Source organism: Quatrionicoccus australiensis, assembly GCF_020510525.1.
Lineage (GTDB): Bacteria > Pseudomonadota > Gammaproteobacteria > Burkholderiales > Rhodocyclaceae > Azonexus > Azonexus australiensis_B.
Genome location: NZ_CP075188.1, coordinates 4,141,146 through 4,157,689, shown reverse-complemented (window position 1 = coordinate 4,157,689; position 16,544 = coordinate 4,141,146). Strand labels below are relative to the sequence as shown.

Below are 16,544 nucleotides of genomic sequence, written 5' to 3'. Positions count from 1 at the left end.
CAGTTCAGCCTTTCGGCCAGAGAATCATCTGTGTGCAGCGAAACAGCGCCAGTTTGCGGCCACTCGCGGCATCGCTGACCACGGCGTCCCAGACCTGCGTCGTCTTGCCCAGATGCTGCGCGGTGGCGACGCAGACGATGCTGCCTTCGCGCACCGTCGCCAGGTGGTTGCTTTTCAGCTCGATGGTGGTGAAGGATTGCGCACCTTCCGGCAGATGGGCGATGGTGCCGTAGCCGCAGCTGGTATCGGCGAGTGCGACGATGCTCGCCGCGTGGAGGAATTCGTTGGGTGCGACATGCAGCTTCCTGACCGGCATGCGGGCATGCAGCACGCCCTGCTCGATGCTGACGACCTCGATGCCGAGATAGCCTGGCAGGTATTCGTCACCGCGCCGGTTGAGGATTTCCGGCGTCACTTCCGGGTGGAGCAGGCTCATGCGTTTCCTTTCGGGATGATCAGGCGGTCGCCGGACGAACGACCGGCGCTTCGCGGATCGGCAGATTGACCAGCGCGGCCAGCGTCGCCAGCGCCATGTCGGCGTACCACATCCAGGTGTAATCACCGTATTGCGTGATCGCCAGGCCGCCCAGGTATGCGCCGAGGAAGCCGCCGATCTGGTGCGACAACAGGGTCAGGCCGAACAGCGTGCCGAGATAGCGGATGCCGAACAGCTTGCCGACGATGGCCGCAGTCGGCGGTACCGTGGCCAGCCAGGTGAAGCCGAGGCCGGCGGCGAACAGGTAGTAGGTCAGTTCGGTGCGCGGCGCCATCAGGTAGAGGGCGACGAGCACGGCGCGCGAGCCGTACATCGCGGCCAGCACGTACTTGCTGCGGTATTTGGCGACACAGGAACCGGCATAGAGGCTGCCGAAGATGTTGGCCAGGCCGATGATCGCCAGCGACCAGCTGGCCACCGAAGGCGGCAGGCCGCACAGATTCACTTCGCCCGGCAGGTGAGTGACCAGGAAGGCGATATGGAAGCCACAGGTGAAGAAGCCGGCATGCAGCAGCCAGTAGCTGCGGTCGGCGAAGGCTTCGCGGATGGCGTTCTTCAGGCCGCCGTCCGGCGTGGCGTGCTGGACATGCACCTTTTCGCCGGCGGTCAGCTTGCCGACCAGCGGCAGCGCGCTCAGCGTGATCAGGGCCAGGGCCCACATCGCGTTCATCCAGCCGATGCCCTGGATCAGTTTCTGCAGCACCGGGGCAAAGACGAACTGGCCGAAGGAGCCGCCGGCATTGATCACGCCGGACGCCGTGCCGCGTGCCTCAAGCGGCAGGCGCTGCGCGGCGGCGCCGATCAGCACGGAAAAACTGCCGGCACCGGAGCCCATGTTGGCGAGAATGCCGAGCGTCACGATCAGGCCGAAGCCGCTGCCCATGAAGGGGGTCAGCGCGCAACCCAGCGCCATCAGCACGATGCCGCCGATCAGCACGGCGCGCGGGCCGTAACGGTCGGCGACGGCGCCGGCGACGGGCTGGATGGCGCCCCAGGTGAACTGGCCGACGGCGAGCGCCAGGCTGATCGAGGCGATGCCCAGACCGGTCGACGCATCGAGCGGGGCAATAAACAGGCCGAAGGACTGGCGACCGCCCATGGTGATCATCAGGATGCCGGCTGCGGCAAGCGTGGTGAGCAGGACTTCGGGCTTGGCGATGGTGCGGAACATGAACAATTTTCCGAAAAAAACAGCCCGCAAGCGGGCCGACAAGAAGGTGGCATACTATAGTCGGCTAAAAGATAGACAAATAGACGGATTTTTGTGTCAGTCCGTCAATGGATCGTTGACAGATGAACTGGTTGAACAGTTGGGCAAGTTTCGTGAAAGTGGTCGAGGCCGGCAGCATGGCGGCTGCGGCGCGGCGTCTGGATTGCACGCGGGCGCAGGTCAGCAAGCAGGTCGGTGAGCTGGAACAGGCCTTCGGCGTGCGCCTGCTCGAACGCACGACGCGCCGCCTGAGCCTGACGCCGTCCGGCGAGGTCTTCTACCAGCATGCGCTGCGGGCGCTGGAAGCGGTCGAGAGTACCGAGCTGGCCGTGCGCAATCTCGGCGACGTGCCGCGCGGCGTGCTGCGCATCAGCGCCCCGCTCACCTTCGGCCGGATCTACGTGGCGCCGCTGCTGCCGCGCATCGCGGCGCGCTATCCGCACATGCAATGCGAACTGGTGCTGACCGACCAGCTGGTCGACCTGGCCGAGGGCAAGATCGATCTCGCCCTGCGCATCACCAAACTGCCGCCCGAGGACGCCGTGGCGCGCAAACTGGTCTTCCTGCAGCGGGTGCTCTGCGCCGCGCCGGCCTATCTGGCGGGGCATGGCGAGCCGCGTTTGCCGGCCGATCTGGTCGAGCATCCCTGCTTCGACTATTCGCTGAACGGCGGCGGGCCGAGCGAGTGGATACTGACCGATCGCCAGGGCGAGGAAAGCACGGTCCGGGTCAGCGGCAGTTTCCAGATCAACAATATCGACTGCATCCAGCAGGCTGTGCTCGACGGGCACGGCATCGGCATCCTGCCGACCTACCTGTGTGCGCCCGAGCTGGCGCGCGGCAGCCTGCAGGTCGTGCTCGGCGACTACGAGCCGCGCAACAGCTTCGGCCAGCATCTTTACGCCTGTTACACGCCGAGCCGGGTCCGTCTGCCGCGCGTGCGCGTCTTCCTCGACGAACTGGAATTGCTGCTCAGCCCGGCGCCGCCCTGGGAGCGGCCGGTCTGAAGCTTCAGATCATCGCGCCGTTGATCGAGATGACCTGGCCGGAGATATAGGCGGCGCGGTCGGAGGCGAGAAAGGCGACGAGGTCGGCGACTTCTTCCGGCTGGCCGGCGCGCTGCATGGGCACCAGTTTCTTGATCGCGTCGGCGTCGAAGGTGCCTTCGATCATGTCGGTCGCGATAATGCCTGGCGCCACGGCGTTGACCGTGATGTTGCGGCTCGCCAGCTCCAGCGCCAGCGATTTGCCGGCGGCGTGCAGCGCGGCCTTGGCGGCGGAGTAATTGACCTGGCCGCGGTTGCCGGTGATGCCGGCAATCGACGAAATATTGACGATGCGGCCCCAGCGCGTGCGGAGCATCGGCATGGTCAGCGGCTGCGTCACGTTGAAAAAGCCGTTCAGCGAGACGTCGACCACTGAATCCCACTGTTCGCCCGACATGCCGGGAAAGACTGCATCGCTGTGGATGCCGGCATTGTTGATCAGGATCTGGATGGGCCCGGCTTCGAGCAGCGCAGTGAGTGCCGCGGCCGTTGCGGCGCGGTCGGTGACGTCGAAGCTGACCGCTTCGCCACTGCCGCCGGCGGCGACGATTTCGGCGACGACGGCGTCGGCCTTGCCGAGGCTGCGGTTGGCGTGGACGATGACGTGGTGACCGTCGGCGGCGAGGCGCTTGCAGATGGCGGCGCCGATGCCGCCGCTGCCGCCGGTGACGAGGGCGCGTTTCATGCGGATTCCTTGGTGAGGGCTGCGGCATCGAGCACAACGGCGGCGCGCCCGGCAAGCAGGCAGCGGCCGGCGTGGCCGACGGAGAACTGATAAAGGATGTTGTTGGCGTCGCCGGACAGGCGTTCGGCTTGCACGTCGAGCGGGCCGCTCAGGTCGTCGAGGCGGTCCACGTGCAGCGTGACGCTGCGCACGCTGGTCAGGTAGCCCTGGCGCGGCGCATCATCCTGGCCGGCGAGCAGCGCGCCGTGGATGGCCATGGCCTGCGCTGCGTACTCGATGCCGGTCGCTGCACCGAGCCGGTCAGCCGCGCGCAGCGGGTTGGCCGGATCGGTGTGGCTGACGGCGCGGCAGGAAATCGCGTTTTCCGACCAGTCGACCACTGAGTCGAGCAGACACATGTCGCCCTGATGCGGGATATGGGCGGCGATCCAGGCGTGGTCTAGCACGGCTGCAGATCGACCATGAGTTGCATGGGCGGCAGGTAGTCGAGGCAGACCGGGCCGGCTTCGCCGCGGACCAGCTTGTGCAGCAGCGGCAGCGCGCGCAGCGCCGGGATGGTCGTGCGCAGGGTTTCCAGTGCCGCGTCGGCAAACTGTTCGGCTGCTGCCGGGCTCGGGCAGACCGTGATCCGGGCCAGTGAGTTGGCCGTCCTTTCCGGCGTGAGCAGCAGCGCGACGCCGGCACAATCGGGCGTATCGCGCTTGGCGTGCAGCGGTTCCGGGTATTCGCTGTCGTAGGCGATGAGCAGGGTCGGCTGCTGGTCGACAATGACCTGACCCAGCGTGTCGAGCAGACCGGCGCCGAAGCTGGCATCGAAGGCGCACAGCACCTGGCACGGCGCCATCGCGTGCGTGGCGATGCCCCAGTAACCGGCGGCGGCGTTATGCACGGAATTGTGGAAGCGGGTCGGCGAGATCTGGCGGTCGTCGGTCGCCAGTTGCTCGCACAGCGCATGGCAGTTGTGGCCGTCGGCACCGGAGGCGGAAAACACCGTGGCCAGCGTGGCGACATCGGCGCCGGCATGGGCGGCGGCTTCGAGGCCGATGCCCAGGGTCAGCTTGACGACGCGGCTGGCCCGGCGGCGTTCGGCCGGCGGCAGGATGGCCGGGCTGGGCAGCACCGAAGGCGCGGCGACATAGGGCTGTTCGCCGAGCAGCACGGCACGCGCCGTCGCCCAGTCGGGCAGGCCCGGCGCGATGAAGCCGATGCCGGAAATCCAGGCAGTGAGCGGGGTCGGGTTCATGCGGCGACTCCGAAGACAAGGCTGCAGTTGCTGCCGCCGAAACCGAAGGAATTGGACAGCGCGTGGCGGACCTTGCCGTTGCGGCTGTGCAGGAGATACTGGATGGGAATGCTTGGGTCGAGCGCTGCCGTGTTGGGGCTGCCCGGCAACAGGTCATGCGTCAGCGCCAGGGCGCAGATCACCGCTTCGACGGCGCCAGCGGCACCCAGCGTGTGGCCGGTGGCACCCTTGGTCGAGCTGCATGGCACGCGCTCGCCGAACAGCGCGACGACGGCCTTGCCCTCGGCGGCATCATTGGCCGGCGTCGAGGTGCCGTGCAGGTTGATGTAGTCGATGGCGTCCGCCGTCAGGCCGGCCGAGCGCAGCGCGGCTTCCATGGCCAGTTTGGCGCCGAGGCCTTCCGGGTGCGGCGAGGACATGTGATAGGCGTCGCTCGATTCGCCGGTGCCGAGCAGCAGTACCGAGCCGGCGGCCGGGCTGGCCGGGGCGCGTTCGAGCAGCGCGAAGGCGGCGCCCTCGCCGACCGAGATGCCGTTGCGGGCGGCATCGTAGGGCCGGCACGGCTGGTCGGAGGTCAGTTGCAGCGAGGCAAAGCCGTACAGCGTGGTCAGGCACAGCGTATCGACGCCGCCGACGATGGCCGCGTCTATCGTGCCGAGCGCCAGTTGCCGGGCGGCGGCGGCGAAGACCTTGGCGCTCGACGAGCAGGCGGTCGACACGGCCATGGCCGGGCCTTCGAGGCCGAAGTAGTCGCGCGTGAATTCGGCCAGCGAAAAGGAGTTGTGCGTCGTGCGGTAGATGAAGTCGTCGGGCAGTGCGCCGCTTTCCGGGTCGCGCCGGCGGTAGGCCAGTTCGGTTTGCAGGATGCCGGCCGTGCTGGTGCCGAGAAAGACGCCGACGCGACTCTTGCCGTAACGACCGATGGCAGCGCGAACCTGATCGGCGAAACCGTCGGCTTCGAGGCCGAGCTGGGTCAGGCGATTGTTGCGGCAATCGTAGCGGGCCAGCATTTCGGGCAGTTTTTGCGCGTCGACCGCTGCGACTTCACCGATCCAGGTGGCGAGGTCTACCGTTTCGAAATGGCAGGGCTGAAGACCGCTGCGTCCATCGCGCAGGCCGGCGAGCGTTGCCGCAAGGCCGCTGCCCAGGCAGGTGGTGGCGGTGTAGCTGGAAAGAAGGAGCGGGGTCACGGTGGGCCTCGAATTCGTCAGCCCGCCATTTTATCAGTGGCTTAGAGAAGGAAGGGAATGAACATCCAGGTGCGCTGCTTGTATTCGGCATATTGTGGGCCGAAATAGCGCAGGCATTCCCTTTCGTCGGCTTTTGCCGTGAGCAGCAGGAACAGTGAAGCGAAGCCGGCGACCATGCTGCCGCTCAGGTTCGGGTCCTGGAAGAAGGCTCCCCAGGCCAGTGCCAGCAGCGAGGTGTACATCGGATGGCGGATGTAGGCGAAGAGGCCGCTACTGACCAGGTGGGTCGTCTTCTCGAAACTGTACAGCCCGGGTTCGTGCCGTGCTTCGCCGGCCTTGCCTTCGCGGCGCAGGGTGATCAGGCCGCCCAGCGCAAGCCCGATGCTGAGCAGCATCAGGACCCACGAGGTGGTCTGGTGTGGCGAGAACGGTTGTTTGCCCCAGGGTTCGTGATTGAGGATGACGAGGAGCAGGATCGCTTCCCAGACGAAGAAGCGGTAGAAGCCATGCGTGCCGGGCAGGCGGATGGCGTCGCGCGACCACCAGAGGACGAGCGCGGAGCCGGCCAGGAAGGCGAGGATTTCCAGCATCAGATCGTGGCTTCAGCCGGTACGCGGCAGATCAGCATGATGTTGGCGAAGGGCTTGCCTTCGGTCATCGGCATGGTTTCGACCTGGAAGCCGAGGTTTTTCAGCAAATCGACCCATTCGGCGAGCGGGCGGCCGTACAGCGTCGGCAGGCGGTGACCGCGCACGAAGGTGACGGCATGGTCGACCCAGTTGCACAGGTGATAGGGCAGACCGGCGCCCTTGTCGCCGACCCGGGTCAGGAACAGGCCGCCAGGCGGCAGGGCGGCGCGGATGCGCTTGAGCACATCCTTCTGGCGCTGGTGGTCGATGTAATGCAGGGCGTCGAGGATGGTCACGACATCGACCTGGCCGAAATCGACCTTGCACATGTCACCCTGGCGGATGGCGACGACCGGATGGTCGGCACCGAAGGCGCGCGCGGCGCGGTCGACATCCTTCTGCATCAGTTCATAGCCATGCAGGCTGAGCGGCTTCGGTGGCACGGCCCAGTCGCTCGGCCAGTTGCCCTTTTCGTACAGATTGCGGGCGGCGAGCAGCCAGGAAAACAGGCTGCCCTGGCCGCAGCCGAGGTCGAGAAAGCGCCCTTCGGCCGGGAAAATGCCGCGCTTGAGCAACTCGCGGAAGATGCAGTCGGAAGACAGCTTGCCGCGCGCATAGTGGTAGGCGAAATGGCCGCCGGGCCGGAAGGGACGGCTGGCATCGTCGAGCAGGTTTTGCAGGAAGCGTGAGGTCATGGCGTCAGGGAGGAAGTCAGGGTGACGGAGTGCAGGCCTTGTTCGGCCAGGGTTTGCAGCAGACAGGGCAGGACGCCGAGGATGACCGGCGTGCCGTCGGCGCTCGGTGCCGAATTGCCGTCGTGCATGAGCAGGATGTCGCCGGCGGCGAGGTCGTGGATCAGGCGCTGGTAAACCGTGCGCGGCGAACCTTCGCGCGTGTCGTAGGGACGGCGCGTCCAGGCGGCGAGTTGCAGGTCGAGGCGGTGCAGCACCGGGTCGAGGAAAGGATTGCGCAGGCCGGCGGTGGGCCGGAAGAACTGCGGCGCCTGGCCGGTGATGTCGGCCAGTGTGCTCTGCGCCGCGGCGATGTCGGCCTGCATGCGGCCGAAGCCGAAGGTGGCGAACAGGCTGGAATGCGAGTCGCCGTGGTTCTCGACACGATGGCCGCGGGCGACGATTTCGCGGCACAGCGCCGGATACAGGCGAGCCTGGCGGCCGATGCAGAAAAAGCTGGCTTTCGCCTGCGCTGCATCGAGCAGGTCGAGGACGCGCGGCGTGACTTCCGGATGCGGCCCGTCGTCTATGGTCAGCGCGATTTCGCGGCGGGCGATCGCCGCCGCCGGCAGGCGGGTCAGGTTGGGGCCGAGCAGGCTGCTGCGCGGCAGCATGCCGGCGCCGGTCAGGATCGCCTGGTTGAGGGCGATGGCGCCGAGCGCCCAGGGCCAGGCGCCGGGCACGGCGAGCGCAACGAGGCCGGCCGCGGCATGCGTGGCGAAGCTGAGTTTCAGGGTGGGCGAAGGAGTCCAGCGTTTGGGCATGATCAGACCGGCAACTTTCCGCTATCGAGAAAATGTTCCCACAAAACCTGCCAGACCGGCCAGTCGTGATCGCCGGGGATGGCACAGCGCGCGTCTTGCGGGAAACAGCCGGCGATCTGCGCCATGCCGGCGGCGAAACGGTCTTCCGTGCCGTAGCCGACGAACACCGGGAAATCGGCCGGCGGCTTCTGCAGCCATTGCCAGGCACGGAACTCCGGGTCTTGCAGTTCTTCGGCGCTGGCCTGCCAGACGCCCAGTCCGCCGGCGCGGGCGATCGCATTGGTGGTCAGGCGGCTGCCCGGATAGGGCGCGAGCAGGCACAGGCCGTCGACCTCGCCCGGTGTGTCGGCGTTGTGGCACAGCGCGAGCAGGCCGCCGAGCGAGATGCCGCCCAGCCAGACCTGGCTGTAGCCCAGTTGGCGGGCCGGCGCGAGGATCTGCGCCTGCAGCGCCGGCAAGGCGGTGCCGCTGGAAATGGCCTCAAGATCGAGGTCGACCGCTACGAGATCGAGCGCCAGCCGGCGGCGGGCGATGGCGTCGAAGAAGCCGGCCGTGGCGAAATCGGCGGCCGTCATGTAGGCGCCGGGCAGCAGCACGAGCAGCGTGCTGGCGCCGGTCTTGCGTTCGACGGTGCGCAGCGGGGCGTTCATGCGGCGCTTGCCCGTGGTGCGAAAATGGCCGCCAGCAGCAGCGCCAGGATGGCGCCCGGCCCGACCGTGACGCCGACCGCGTGCAGCACCGGCACCTGCGACAGGGCGAGCGTGCCGAAGCCGATTGCGGTGGTCAGGTTGGCGAGCAGCATCGAGGCCAGCGTCTCGGGATCGAGCCGGTGTTCGTCGCTGGCGCGGTCGAAGAACAGCGCGTAATTGGAGCCGACCGCGACGATCAGCAGCATGCCGATCAGGTGCATCAGGTGCAGGCGTTCGCCGAGCAGATGCAGGCCGGCAATGACGAGAAGCACGGCGAGCACCAGCGGCAGCAGCACGGCGCCGAGCCGGCGCGGCGAACGCAGGGTCGCGGCGAGGAGGACGACGATGGCGCCCAGGCCGGCCAGCGACAGCAGCATGGCTTCGTGCAGGTAGTCGTTGTAGAGCTTGTCGAACTCGGCCTTCATGTCGATGAACAGCGCATCGTTGCCGGCCAGCGCGCTGCGGATGGCGCTCGGGTCTATCGCCTGTTCGCCCGCCCGTAGCGGCAGCAGCACGCTCCAGCCGCTGCCGTGCGGCAGCAGCAGCGAATCGACGGCGAGCGCCAGGCTGGTGCCATTGAGGCTGGCGCGTTCGATATTGCCGGCGCTGCGCGCCTGTTCGACATCGCTCAGGAAGCCGTCGAGTTTGCCGGCGGCCAGTGGCGAATCGACGAGGGCCGCCTGCAGGCGCGGGCGCAGTTGCTCGGCCGTCGGCAGGCTGGCGCGACGAGCGTCCTGACTGGCCTGGCTGGGCAGGAAACGGCTCGGGCTGTCGTAGCCGCCGAGCTGGCCGCTGGCGACCAGCGCATCGAGGCGGAGCCCGGTCGCTTCGGCCTGGCGCAAGGCGCTTTCGCGGTCGGCGGCGTCGATCACCACCAGATAGCGTGCATCCGGCGCGCCGATATCGGCGCGCAGCGCCATGTCGACCGCCTGGTCGGCCGGGCTGACCGGGCTGAGTGCCGCGAGTTCGGGATTCCACAAATGCTCGCGTTCGGCGAAGAGTGTCGCGGTCGCGGCCAGTGCCAGGGCGAGGACAGGCCAGCGCAGATGGCGCAGCGTCTGCATGCCGTGCAGGGCGCGCCGCCCGAATGGCGTCAGGTCGCGCGTCTGGCCATTGGCCTGGCCGAGTTGCGGCAGCACGAAGCGGGTGACCAGCGCCGCGGTGGCAACGCCGGCCAGCGAATAGAGGCCGAGCTGGGCGAGGCCGGGAAAGCCGGAAAAAAGCAGGGCGCCGAAGCCGGCGGCCGAGGTCAGCACACCGAGCCGGATGGTCGGCCAGAAGCGCTGTTTCCAGTCGGTCAGGCCATTGCGGCCGGATTGCACGAAGTAATAAATCGAGTAATCGACTGCCTCGCCGATCAGCGCCGCGCCGAAACCGACGGTGATGCCGAACACCGTGCCGTAGGCCAGGCTGACCGCGACGACGCCGGCCAGCGCGCCGGAAACCACCGGCAGCAGGCCGAGGCCGAGCAGGCGCAGCGAGCGATAGACGAAGAACAGCACGGCAACGATGGCCAGCGTGCTGATCGTCGACAGGCGGCTGACTTCTCCCTTGATCGTCGCCCGCGAATTGACCGCGAACAGGCCGGGGCCGGACAGTTGCAGGCTGGCGTTGGCAATGCCCTGCCCTTGCGCGGTTTCGGCGAACTGGCTGCGGATCAGCTTGATCGCGTTTTCCTGGCCGTCGGTATCGGAGCCGAGCGCCGCGGTCTGGATCAGCAGCATCGCCCGTTCGCCGTCGTGCGAGGCCCAGACGCCAGCCTTGCTGTCCGGCTGTGCGCCGGCATTGAGGCCGCGCAGCAGTTCGAGCATTTCGCCAGTCGGATCGCGCGGCAGCAGGGGTTTGAGCACCATGCCGAGCGGCGAGGCCAGGCGGTCGACGCTGTCGGAAATGCTCTTTTCCAGGCCGTCGACCGTAAAGCGTTCGGGCGTCACGGCCGGGCTGAGCAGATAGCGGTGGCGGAAGAGGAAATCGCGGTCGGCCGCCTGGCTGTCGCTTTCGCCGTTCTGCACCGAGACAAATTCGGGCATTTTGCCGAGTCGACCGCGCAGCTCGCGCGACAGGGCGGCGCGCTGCGTTTCGTCGCCGCCGGCGATGGCGACCATCAGCAGACGCGAAACAACGCCTTCCTTCAGTTGGTCGACCAGCACCTGCTGCTCGGCGCTCGGGTGCGATGGCAGGAAGAAGGACATGTCGGCCGTGAAGCGGCTGTTCCAGACAATGGCCGCCCCGGCCAGCATGGCCAGCAGCCAGAGCAGAAAGGCGCGGCCGGCTTTGCTCATCTGGCCTCGAGCGGTTCGATGCTCATCACGGCGCGGTCACCGTCGGCCTGCAGGTATTCGATGCTGCGGATCTGGTTCTTGCTGCCGCTGACCGTGATGCGCAGCACGAGGGCCGAGATTTTCTGGTCGCTGGGCAGCAGGGTGAGCACCCATTTTTCGGGATTGCCGGCCAGGCTGAGCAGGTAATTCTTCTCGAGCGCGGCGCGGTTGCCGGTCAGGGTGCCGCGGATGCTGTCGATGAAAGCGAGCGCTTCCGGCTGGCTGGCCAGGTTGATGCTGATCTTCTGCTTCTCGCGCTCGATGCTGAGCAGGTCCTTTTCCAGGCGCAGGGTTTCGACCTTGGGCGTCAGCGTGCGTTTTTCGAGGAAGGCCGGCGCCGTGTAGGTCAATTCGCCGGTCGAGATGACCGGCTTGTCGAGCAGGGAGATGTATTTCTTCTCGACGAACCTGGCCTTGCCGCCCTTGTGGCGGGCCAGGTCATCCATCAACTGGCCGACGTCGAAGGCGGCACAGGCCGGCAGCGCGAGGGCGGCGAGGAGCAGGCCGGAGGCGAGGCATTTGATCATTTTTTCTGCCAGAAATCGTAGAAATTGAACCAGTTGTAGGGCGCCTGCCGGCAGAAATGACTCAGGCGCTCGGCGTAATGCTGCTGCGCGGCGCGCATCGCGGCATCGCGTTCGCCGCGCTGGGTGTCGGTGAAGTCGGCGAGCGGTTCGAAATGGATCTGGTAGCGGTTGCCGCCAAGGTAGATGCCGGCCATGAAGAACACCGGCCGGCGCAGCATCGCCGCCATGCGCCAGGGGCCGACCGGAAACGGCGCCATTTCGCCGAGAAATTCGCAGTCCACCGTCGGGTCGTCGCCCAGGCTGCGGTCGGCGAGCATGCCGACGAGGTAGCCCTGGTCGAGCTTGTCGCGCGCTTCCAGCATCGAATCGACGCGGCCGAGCGCGATGATGTCGCGCGTCGCCGCCGGGTTGATCGCTTCCAGCGTGGCGTTGATCTTGCGGGCGTTTTCCTCGTACATCATCATCGCCACCTTGAGCCCGGCCTGGCCGCGCCCGACCGAGCGCAGCACTTCGAAACTGCCGAAATGGGCGCCGATCAGCAGCGCGCCGGGCTGCTTTGCCAGCGCCGCCTGCAGCGCCTCGGCGCCGACCACCTCGATGTCGAACAGGTCGAAACGGTCGTTGAGCAGGTAGATGCGGTCGTGGATGGTGCTCGCAAAGCTGAATACATGGCGGAAACCGTCCGACCATTCGGCCCAGCGGTCGAGCGAACGGTGCAGGTATTCGCGGCTGAAATGCCGCGCCTTGGGCGCAAACAGCACGTAATAGATGGCGATGCCGTAGAGCACCAGCCGGCCGATGCTACGGCCCAGAGTCAGCGAGATCCACACCATCAGCCGGAGGATGGCGAGATTGCTGCGTTCCTGCTGGCGCAGCCAGCTTTGCGTGGCGGGCTGGGTCATGGCGCGGGCGGCGTCAGGCTGCCGGAAGCAACGCTGCGTTCGCCGCTTTTGACGCTGAAGGCGATGCTGCCGCTCGCCTTCTGTTCGAGCGTAAACAGCAGCACTTCGCCGGGCGCGACCGGGCTGAGGAACTTGGCATTGCCGACCTGCCAGGCGCCCGTACGGTCGACGCCTGCAGAAAGCAGTTTTTCGGCAAACAACAGCGCCTGGTCGAGGATGACGACGCCGGGCACGATGGGATTGCCGGGAAAGTGGCCGGCAAAGGCGGGATGCTCGGTCGGTACCGGCCAGATGAACTCAGTCATGGCTGACCCTGGCCGCGTAGAGCGCCTGCAGTTCGTTGCGCGGCAGCTTGCCGGTGGTGTTGCGCGGCAGTGCATCGACGAAGACCAGCGGCCGCGGCAGGAAGATCGCATCGACGCGCGGCCGCAGTGCGGCGAGCAAGGCGCGGCTGTTCAGCGTCGGCGCGACGACGAAGGCACAGAGCCGCGTGATGCCGTCGGCAGACTCGTCGTCGGGCAGGAAGAAGGCGGCATCGACGACGCCGTCGACGGCCATGATCTGGTGATTGAGGTAGGCGAGCGAGGTGCGCTTGCCGGCAATATTGACCAGATCGGCTTGTCGACCGTGCAGCAGGAAGCGACTGTCGGGCAGCAACTCGATGATGTCGGACAGCCCGACCCGTCCCTCGACATGGCCGCCGACCGCGAACGTGATGTCCTCTTCCTGCTCGAGGCGTACGCCGTCCAGCAGTTGCCAGACCGGGTCGGTCGTGGCGCGCCGGCTGGCGAGCTGGCTGCTTTCGGTCGAGCCGTAGATTTCGAACAAGGGCGCATTGCATGCCGCTTCGACCTCGCCGGCCAGTTTGGCCGAGAGCGGTGCGGTCGCCGACAGCAACTGGTCGATGGCGGGCAAAGCCAGCCCGGACTGGATCAGTGCCGACAGGTGAAAAGGCGTGGACACCAGCAGGCGCGGTGCCGGCACCGCCTCGAGGGCGGCGACGATGTCTTGCGGATAGAAGGGCTTGCCCGACCAGAACGGCGCGTTGCCGTGCAGGGCAAGCAGCACCGTCGATTCGAAACCGTAGCTGTGCTGCGCCGGCACGGTGCCGACGATGCTGTGCCGCGTCGCCAGCAGGCTGAGGCGTTCGGCTTCGGCGCGGCCGTTGGCGACCAGTTTGCCCCAGTGCTTGTCGTGCGGCTGCGGCCGGCCGGTCGAGCCGGAGGTGAATAGCCGGGCGGCAACGTGGTCGACCGGGATCCGCGGGATTTCCGTGATTTTTGCGGCGTCGACCGCTGGCAGGCTGGCCGGGTAGTCGAGACGCGGCAGATCCTGGCTGGCGAATTCGCCGTCGCACAGGCAGCCGACATCGGGGCAATCCTGGCGGATCTGGTGCAGCGTCTCGGCCGATTGCGATGAAGGTTGCAGGCTGGTCTTGCCGCTGATCAGGCCGGCCGCGAAACCGACCGTGAAGCGGTAGCGGTCCTGGCAGACGTTGAGCAGGTGCTGTCCGGCCGGCAGCAGCGCCGCGAGCGCCTGCACGTCGGCGAGGAAGGCGCGCACGCTGACTGGGCCATCCGGGCGGTAGGCGAAGACGGCGTCGAGGTCGGCATGGCCGAGCAGGGGTAGATGCTGGCTCATCGGTGGGCGCGGCGGGCGGCCGAGGCGCGGTAGCCGCGGATGGTGTCGGCGATGCTGGAGCGGTCTTCCGGCGGCAGCACGCGGTTGCGGATCAGGTGCTCGCCGGCAAACATCAGCGCCAGCAGGGGCATGCTCAGCAGATTGACGAAGACCGACCAGACGACGGTCGGTGCGAAGAGGATCAGCACGGTCGACAGCGCTGCCGAGCCGAAAAAGAAGATCGTCCAGGCGATGGTGACTTGCCGCGTGTAACGCGCCTTGGCCTCCGAAATCACGCCGTCGTGGGCGAGCTTGGCAAAGGTGGTAACCAGCGCATCGCCGTTACCGATCAGGCTGCGTCCGAACAAGGTACCGAGCGCCAGGTTGGTGCCGAGATGCTGCACGTAAAAAAGCAGGGCGACGTTCTGGCGCAGGGTGGGCCAGCTCAGCGCCAGCAGGGCAAGAATGGCGAGGCCGCCGAGGCCGATTAGCAGCGGATGGCCGGCCCGCCAGAGCAGGATCACGGCGAAGGCGAGGATGGGGGCGGTGGCCAGTGCGGCGGAAAAATCGGCCGGGCCGTCGCCGGCGCTGCCGTAGTGGGCGAAGATGGCCCAGGCGACAACCAGCATGCCGGCGGCCAGGCTGCGCAGGAGGGCGGCCGGACTCAGCCCGGTCATTTCGTCCGCTGGGCGGCGATATGGCTGGTCAGCGAACGCAGCGAGGTGAAGATGCGGATGTTGTCCTCGTTGTCCGACTTGAGCTGGAAGCCGTAGCGCTTGGAAATGACCAGGGCCAGTTCGAGCACGTCGATCGAGTCAAGGCCGAGGCCTTCGCCGAACAACGGAGCATCCGGCTCGATTTCGCTGGCGGCCATGTCGAGATTGAGGGCCGAAATGATCAGTTCGGCGACTTCCGGCAGCAGGGCTTCGACGGTTTCCGGGGAGATGGCTAGTGACATGGCGGGATTTCCGTGGATTAAGGCGTGACGGCGCGGAATGCGAGCACCGCATTGCTGCCGCCAAAGGCAAAGGAATTGGAGAGTGCGGCGCGCAGTTGTTGCGCCCGGCCTGTGCCGACGTGATCGACGCCGGCACAGGCCGGATCGGGCTCGCCGAGATGCGCGGTGGGCGGAATCGCCTGTTCGCGCAGGGCGAGGACGGTGATGATCGCTTCGATGGCGCCGGCGGCACCGAGCTGATGGCCGTGCATGGACTTGGTGCCGCTGACCGCGAGGCGGGCGGCAGCTTCACCGAACACTGTCCGGAGGGCGGCGATTTCGACCGGATCGCCTTCGGCGGTGGCCGTGCCGTGCGCGTTGACGTAATCGATGTCGGCCGGCGTCAGGCCGGCGTCGGCGAGCGCCATGTTGAGCGCACGCACCTGGCCGGCGGCATCGGGGCGCACCAGGTGGCTGTGGTCGCAGGTCGTGCCGTAGCCGACCATCTCGCCATGGATGCGGGCGCCGCGCGCGACGGCATGTTCCCAGTCTTCGAGGACCAGCGCCGCCCCGCCCTCGCCCAGCACCAGGCCGGTGCGCCCGGCGCTGAACGGTCGACAGGCCTGCGCGGCGGTTTTTTCATCGCAGTTGGCCATGACGCGCAGCGCCTCCCAGGCGCGGGCAACGCCGTAGGCCTGCGGCACGTCGGAACCGCCGGTCAGCATCACCGGGGCTTCGCCGCTGCGCACGCGGCGGAAGGCTTCGCCGATGGCGATGGCGGACGAGGCGCAGGCCACGGTATGGCTCATGCTGACGCCGCCCAGACCAAGCTGGATCGAAATGTGGGCATTGGCCGCGTTGTTCATGCCGAGGATCACCGAGAGCGGCGAGACGCGCTCGCGGCCCTTGATCCACAGCTCCTTGTAGCCCTTTTCGTAGGCCAGCGTGCCGCCCAGCGCCGTGCCCCAGGAAACGCCCCAGTTTTCACGGTTTTCGGCCGGTTGACCGCGTGACAGCCCGGCATCCTGCCAGGCGCGGTACGCGGCGGCCGTGCCGAGCTGGGCAAAGCGGTCCATGGTGCCGGCCAGCGGTTTGCCGAGTTCGGCATCGGCATCGAAACCGGGGCAGCTGACGAAGGGAATGGCGAGCGGACGCGGGACGTCGTCGGTCTGCAGGAAATGCACGGCGGATTCGCCGGCGAGCAGGCGGGCAAAGAAGTCGGGCAGGTCGCCGCCAAACGGACTGACCAGGCCCAGGCCAGTAATCGCCACCCGCCGTTGCGTCATGGCTCAGCCTTTGGCTTGGCGCAACCGGTCCATCAGCGCAGTCATGTCGCCGACGGTTTTCGGGCTTTTCAGGTCTTTGGAGAGCGTGATGCCGAAACGGTCTTCGAATTCGAACATCAATTCGAGCATCATCAGCGAATCCACCCCGAGCGAAACCAGGGCCGCGTCAGCAACGACGCGCTCGGACGGAACGCCGAGACGGTTGTGGAGAAATTCGCGGATCAGGCCTAGAGAATCCATAGTGGGCAGCATTTTAGCCCAAGGCCTT

At 67.1% G+C, this 16,544-nt stretch carries 20 protein-coding genes; 1 reads left to right on the top strand and 19 read right to left on the bottom strand.

Features of this window, described 5'->3' with window-relative positions; all coding sequences use genetic code 11:
- Positions 1 to 4: 4 nt before the first annotated feature.
- The gene (locus KI612_RS19730; protein ID WP_226441764.1) at positions 5 to 436 is read right to left on the bottom strand and encodes a PaaI family thioesterase; all 432 of its coding nucleotides are present in this window, start codon (positions 434 to 436) and stop codon (positions 5 to 7) included.
- A gap of 19 nt (positions 437 to 455) precedes the next feature.
- Positions 456 to 1,667 (bottom strand): MFS transporter, encoded by a 1,212-nt coding sequence (locus KI612_RS19725; protein WP_226441763.1) that lies wholly within the window; start codon positions 1,665 to 1,667, stop codon positions 456 to 458.
- A 122-nt stretch (positions 1,668 to 1,789) separates the two neighbouring features.
- Between KI612_RS19725 and KI612_RS19720 the strand changes: the two genes are divergently transcribed.
- Positions 1,790 to 2,713, top strand: coding sequence for a LysR family transcriptional regulator (locus tag KI612_RS19720; protein ID WP_226441762.1), 924 nt, complete (start codon positions 1,790 to 1,792; stop codon positions 2,711 to 2,713).
- Positions 2,714 to 2,717: 4 nt separating this feature from the next.
- Here the strand turns inward: KI612_RS19720 and fabG are convergent, their stop codons facing one another.
- The 17 genes from fabG to KI612_RS19635 are packed head-to-tail and all read right to left on the bottom strand — an operon-like array spanning position 2,718 to position 16,516.
- On the bottom strand, positions 2,718 to 3,437 hold the full coding sequence (fabG, locus tag KI612_RS19715) for a 3-oxoacyl-ACP reductase FabG (RefSeq protein ID WP_226441761.1): 720 nt from the start codon (positions 3,435 to 3,437) through the stop codon (positions 2,718 to 2,720).
- Positions 3,434 to 3,883, bottom strand: coding sequence for a hotdog family protein (locus KI612_RS19710; protein ID WP_226441760.1), 450 nt, complete (start codon positions 3,881 to 3,883; stop codon positions 3,434 to 3,436). Before KI612_RS19710 ends, fabG begins: the two co-directional genes overlap by 4 nt.
- Positions 3,877 to 4,680, bottom strand: coding sequence for a beta-ketoacyl synthase chain length factor (locus KI612_RS19705; RefSeq protein WP_226441759.1), 804 nt, complete (start codon positions 4,678 to 4,680; stop codon positions 3,877 to 3,879). Before KI612_RS19705 ends, KI612_RS19710 begins: the two co-directional genes overlap by 7 nt.
- Positions 4,677 to 5,870, bottom strand: coding sequence for a beta-ketoacyl-[acyl-carrier-protein] synthase family protein (locus KI612_RS19700; RefSeq protein WP_226441758.1), 1,194 nt, complete (start codon positions 5,868 to 5,870; stop codon positions 4,677 to 4,679). Before KI612_RS19700 ends, KI612_RS19705 begins: the two co-directional genes overlap by 4 nt.
- A gap of 41 nt (positions 5,871 to 5,911) precedes the next feature.
- Positions 5,912 to 6,460, bottom strand: coding sequence for a methyltransferase family protein (locus tag KI612_RS19695; RefSeq protein WP_226441757.1), 549 nt, complete (start codon positions 6,458 to 6,460; stop codon positions 5,912 to 5,914).
- Entirely contained in the window at positions 6,460 to 7,194 is a 735-nt protein-coding gene (locus KI612_RS19690; protein ID WP_226441756.1) for a class I SAM-dependent methyltransferase, read from the bottom strand. The genes KI612_RS19695 and KI612_RS19690 overlap by 1 nt, the downstream gene beginning before the upstream one ends.
- Positions 7,191 to 7,994 (bottom strand): polysaccharide deacetylase family protein, encoded by an 804-nt coding sequence (locus tag KI612_RS19685; protein WP_226441755.1) that lies wholly within the window; start codon positions 7,992 to 7,994, stop codon positions 7,191 to 7,193. The genes KI612_RS19690 and KI612_RS19685 overlap by 4 nt, the downstream gene beginning before the upstream one ends.
- 2 nt (positions 7,995 to 7,996) lie before the next feature.
- Entirely contained in the window at positions 7,997 to 8,644 is a 648-nt protein-coding gene (locus KI612_RS19680) for an alpha/beta fold hydrolase (RefSeq protein ID WP_226441754.1), read from the bottom strand.
- A complete protein-coding gene (locus tag KI612_RS19675) occupies positions 8,641 to 10,965 on the bottom strand; it encodes an MMPL family transporter (RefSeq protein WP_226441753.1) in 2,325 nt (774 codons plus the stop codon). Before KI612_RS19675 ends, KI612_RS19680 begins: the two co-directional genes overlap by 4 nt.
- Positions 10,962 to 11,531 (bottom strand): outer membrane lipoprotein carrier protein LolA, encoded by a 570-nt coding sequence (locus tag KI612_RS19670; protein ID WP_226441752.1) that lies wholly within the window; start codon positions 11,529 to 11,531, stop codon positions 10,962 to 10,964. Before KI612_RS19670 ends, KI612_RS19675 begins: the two co-directional genes overlap by 4 nt.
- Positions 11,528 to 12,433, bottom strand: coding sequence for an LpxL/LpxP family acyltransferase (locus KI612_RS19665; RefSeq protein WP_226441751.1), 906 nt, complete (start codon positions 12,431 to 12,433; stop codon positions 11,528 to 11,530). Before KI612_RS19665 ends, KI612_RS19670 begins: the two co-directional genes overlap by 4 nt.
- The gene (locus KI612_RS19660) at positions 12,430 to 12,738 is read right to left on the bottom strand and encodes a 3-hydroxyacyl-ACP dehydratase FabZ family protein (protein ID WP_226441750.1); all 309 of its coding nucleotides are present in this window, start codon (positions 12,736 to 12,738) and stop codon (positions 12,430 to 12,432) included. The genes KI612_RS19665 and KI612_RS19660 overlap by 4 nt, the downstream gene beginning before the upstream one ends.
- Entirely contained in the window at positions 12,731 to 14,074 is a 1,344-nt protein-coding gene (locus KI612_RS19655; RefSeq protein ID WP_226441749.1) for an AMP-binding protein, read from the bottom strand. Before KI612_RS19655 ends, KI612_RS19660 begins: the two co-directional genes overlap by 8 nt.
- A complete protein-coding gene (locus tag KI612_RS19650) occupies positions 14,071 to 14,730 on the bottom strand; it encodes a COG4648 family protein (protein WP_226441748.1) in 660 nt (219 codons plus the stop codon). Before KI612_RS19650 ends, KI612_RS19655 begins: the two co-directional genes overlap by 4 nt.
- Complete coding sequence (locus KI612_RS19645; RefSeq protein ID WP_226441747.1) at positions 14,727 to 15,011, bottom strand: phosphopantetheine-binding protein; 285 nt, start codon at positions 15,009 to 15,011, stop codon at positions 14,727 to 14,729. Before KI612_RS19645 ends, KI612_RS19650 begins: the two co-directional genes overlap by 4 nt.
- A 17-nt stretch (positions 15,012 to 15,028) precedes the next feature.
- Entirely contained in the window at positions 15,029 to 16,276 is a 1,248-nt protein-coding gene (locus KI612_RS19640) for a beta-ketoacyl-[acyl-carrier-protein] synthase family protein (RefSeq protein ID WP_226441746.1), read from the bottom strand.
- Between the two features lie 3 nt (positions 16,277 to 16,279).
- The gene (locus KI612_RS19635; protein ID WP_226441745.1) at positions 16,280 to 16,516 is read right to left on the bottom strand and encodes an acyl carrier protein; all 237 of its coding nucleotides are present in this window, start codon (positions 16,514 to 16,516) and stop codon (positions 16,280 to 16,282) included.
- Positions 16,517 to 16,544 lie beyond the last annotated feature (28 nt).

Bases quoted from the DNA above. Each gene is read 5' to 3' on its own strand.
- KI612_RS19635 (WP_226441745.1), bottom strand. From the start codon at position 16,516: ATGGATTCTCTAGGCCTGATCCGCGAATTTCTCCACAACCGTCTCGGC.
- KI612_RS19645 (WP_226441747.1), bottom strand. From the start codon at position 15,011: ATGTCACTAGCCATCTCCCCGGAAACCGTCGAAGCCCTGCTGCCGGAA.
- KI612_RS19725 (WP_226441763.1), bottom strand. From the start codon at position 1,667: ATGTTCCGCACCATCGCCAAGCCCGAAGTCCTGCTCACCACGCTTGCC.
- fabG (WP_226441761.1), bottom strand. From the start codon at position 3,437: ATGAAACGCGCCCTCGTCACCGGCGGCAGCGGCGGCATCGGCGCCGCC.
- KI612_RS19730 (WP_226441764.1), bottom strand. From the start codon at position 436: ATGAGCCTGCTCCACCCGGAAGTGACGCCGGAAATCCTCAACCGGCGC.
- KI612_RS19720 (WP_226441762.1), top strand. From the start codon at position 1,790: ATGAACTGGTTGAACAGTTGGGCAAGTTTCGTGAAAGTGGTCGAGGCC.
- KI612_RS19640 (WP_226441746.1), bottom strand. From the start codon at position 16,276: ATGACGCAACGGCGGGTGGCGATTACTGGCCTGGGCCTGGTCAGTCCG.
- KI612_RS19660 (WP_226441750.1), bottom strand. From the start codon at position 12,738: ATGACTGAGTTCATCTGGCCGGTACCGACCGAGCATCCCGCCTTTGCC.
- KI612_RS19650 (WP_226441748.1), bottom strand. From the start codon at position 14,730: ATGACCGGGCTGAGTCCGGCCGCCCTCCTGCGCAGCCTGGCCGCCGGC.
- KI612_RS19690 (WP_226441756.1), bottom strand. From the start codon at position 7,194: ATGACCTCACGCTTCCTGCAAAACCTGCTCGACGATGCCAGCCGTCCC.
- KI612_RS19655 (WP_226441749.1), bottom strand. From the start codon at position 14,074: ATGAGCCAGCATCTACCCCTGCTCGGCCATGCCGACCTCGACGCCGTC.
- KI612_RS19705 (WP_226441759.1), bottom strand. From the start codon at position 4,680: ATGAACCCGACCCCGCTCACTGCCTGGATTTCCGGCATCGGCTTCATC.
- KI612_RS19695 (WP_226441757.1), bottom strand. From the start codon at position 6,460: ATGCTGGAAATCCTCGCCTTCCTGGCCGGCTCCGCGCTCGTCCTCTGG.
- KI612_RS19680 (WP_226441754.1), bottom strand. From the start codon at position 8,644: ATGAACGCCCCGCTGCGCACCGTCGAACGCAAGACCGGCGCCAGCACG.
- KI612_RS19665 (WP_226441751.1), bottom strand. From the start codon at position 12,433: ATGACCCAGCCCGCCACGCAAAGCTGGCTGCGCCAGCAGGAACGCAGC.
- KI612_RS19685 (WP_226441755.1), bottom strand. From the start codon at position 7,994: ATGCCCAAACGCTGGACTCCTTCGCCCACCCTGAAACTCAGCTTCGCC.
- KI612_RS19670 (WP_226441752.1), bottom strand. From the start codon at position 11,531: ATGATCAAATGCCTCGCCTCCGGCCTGCTCCTCGCCGCCCTCGCGCTG.
- KI612_RS19675 (WP_226441753.1), bottom strand. From the start codon at position 10,965: ATGAGCAAAGCCGGCCGCGCCTTTCTGCTCTGGCTGCTGGCCATGCTG.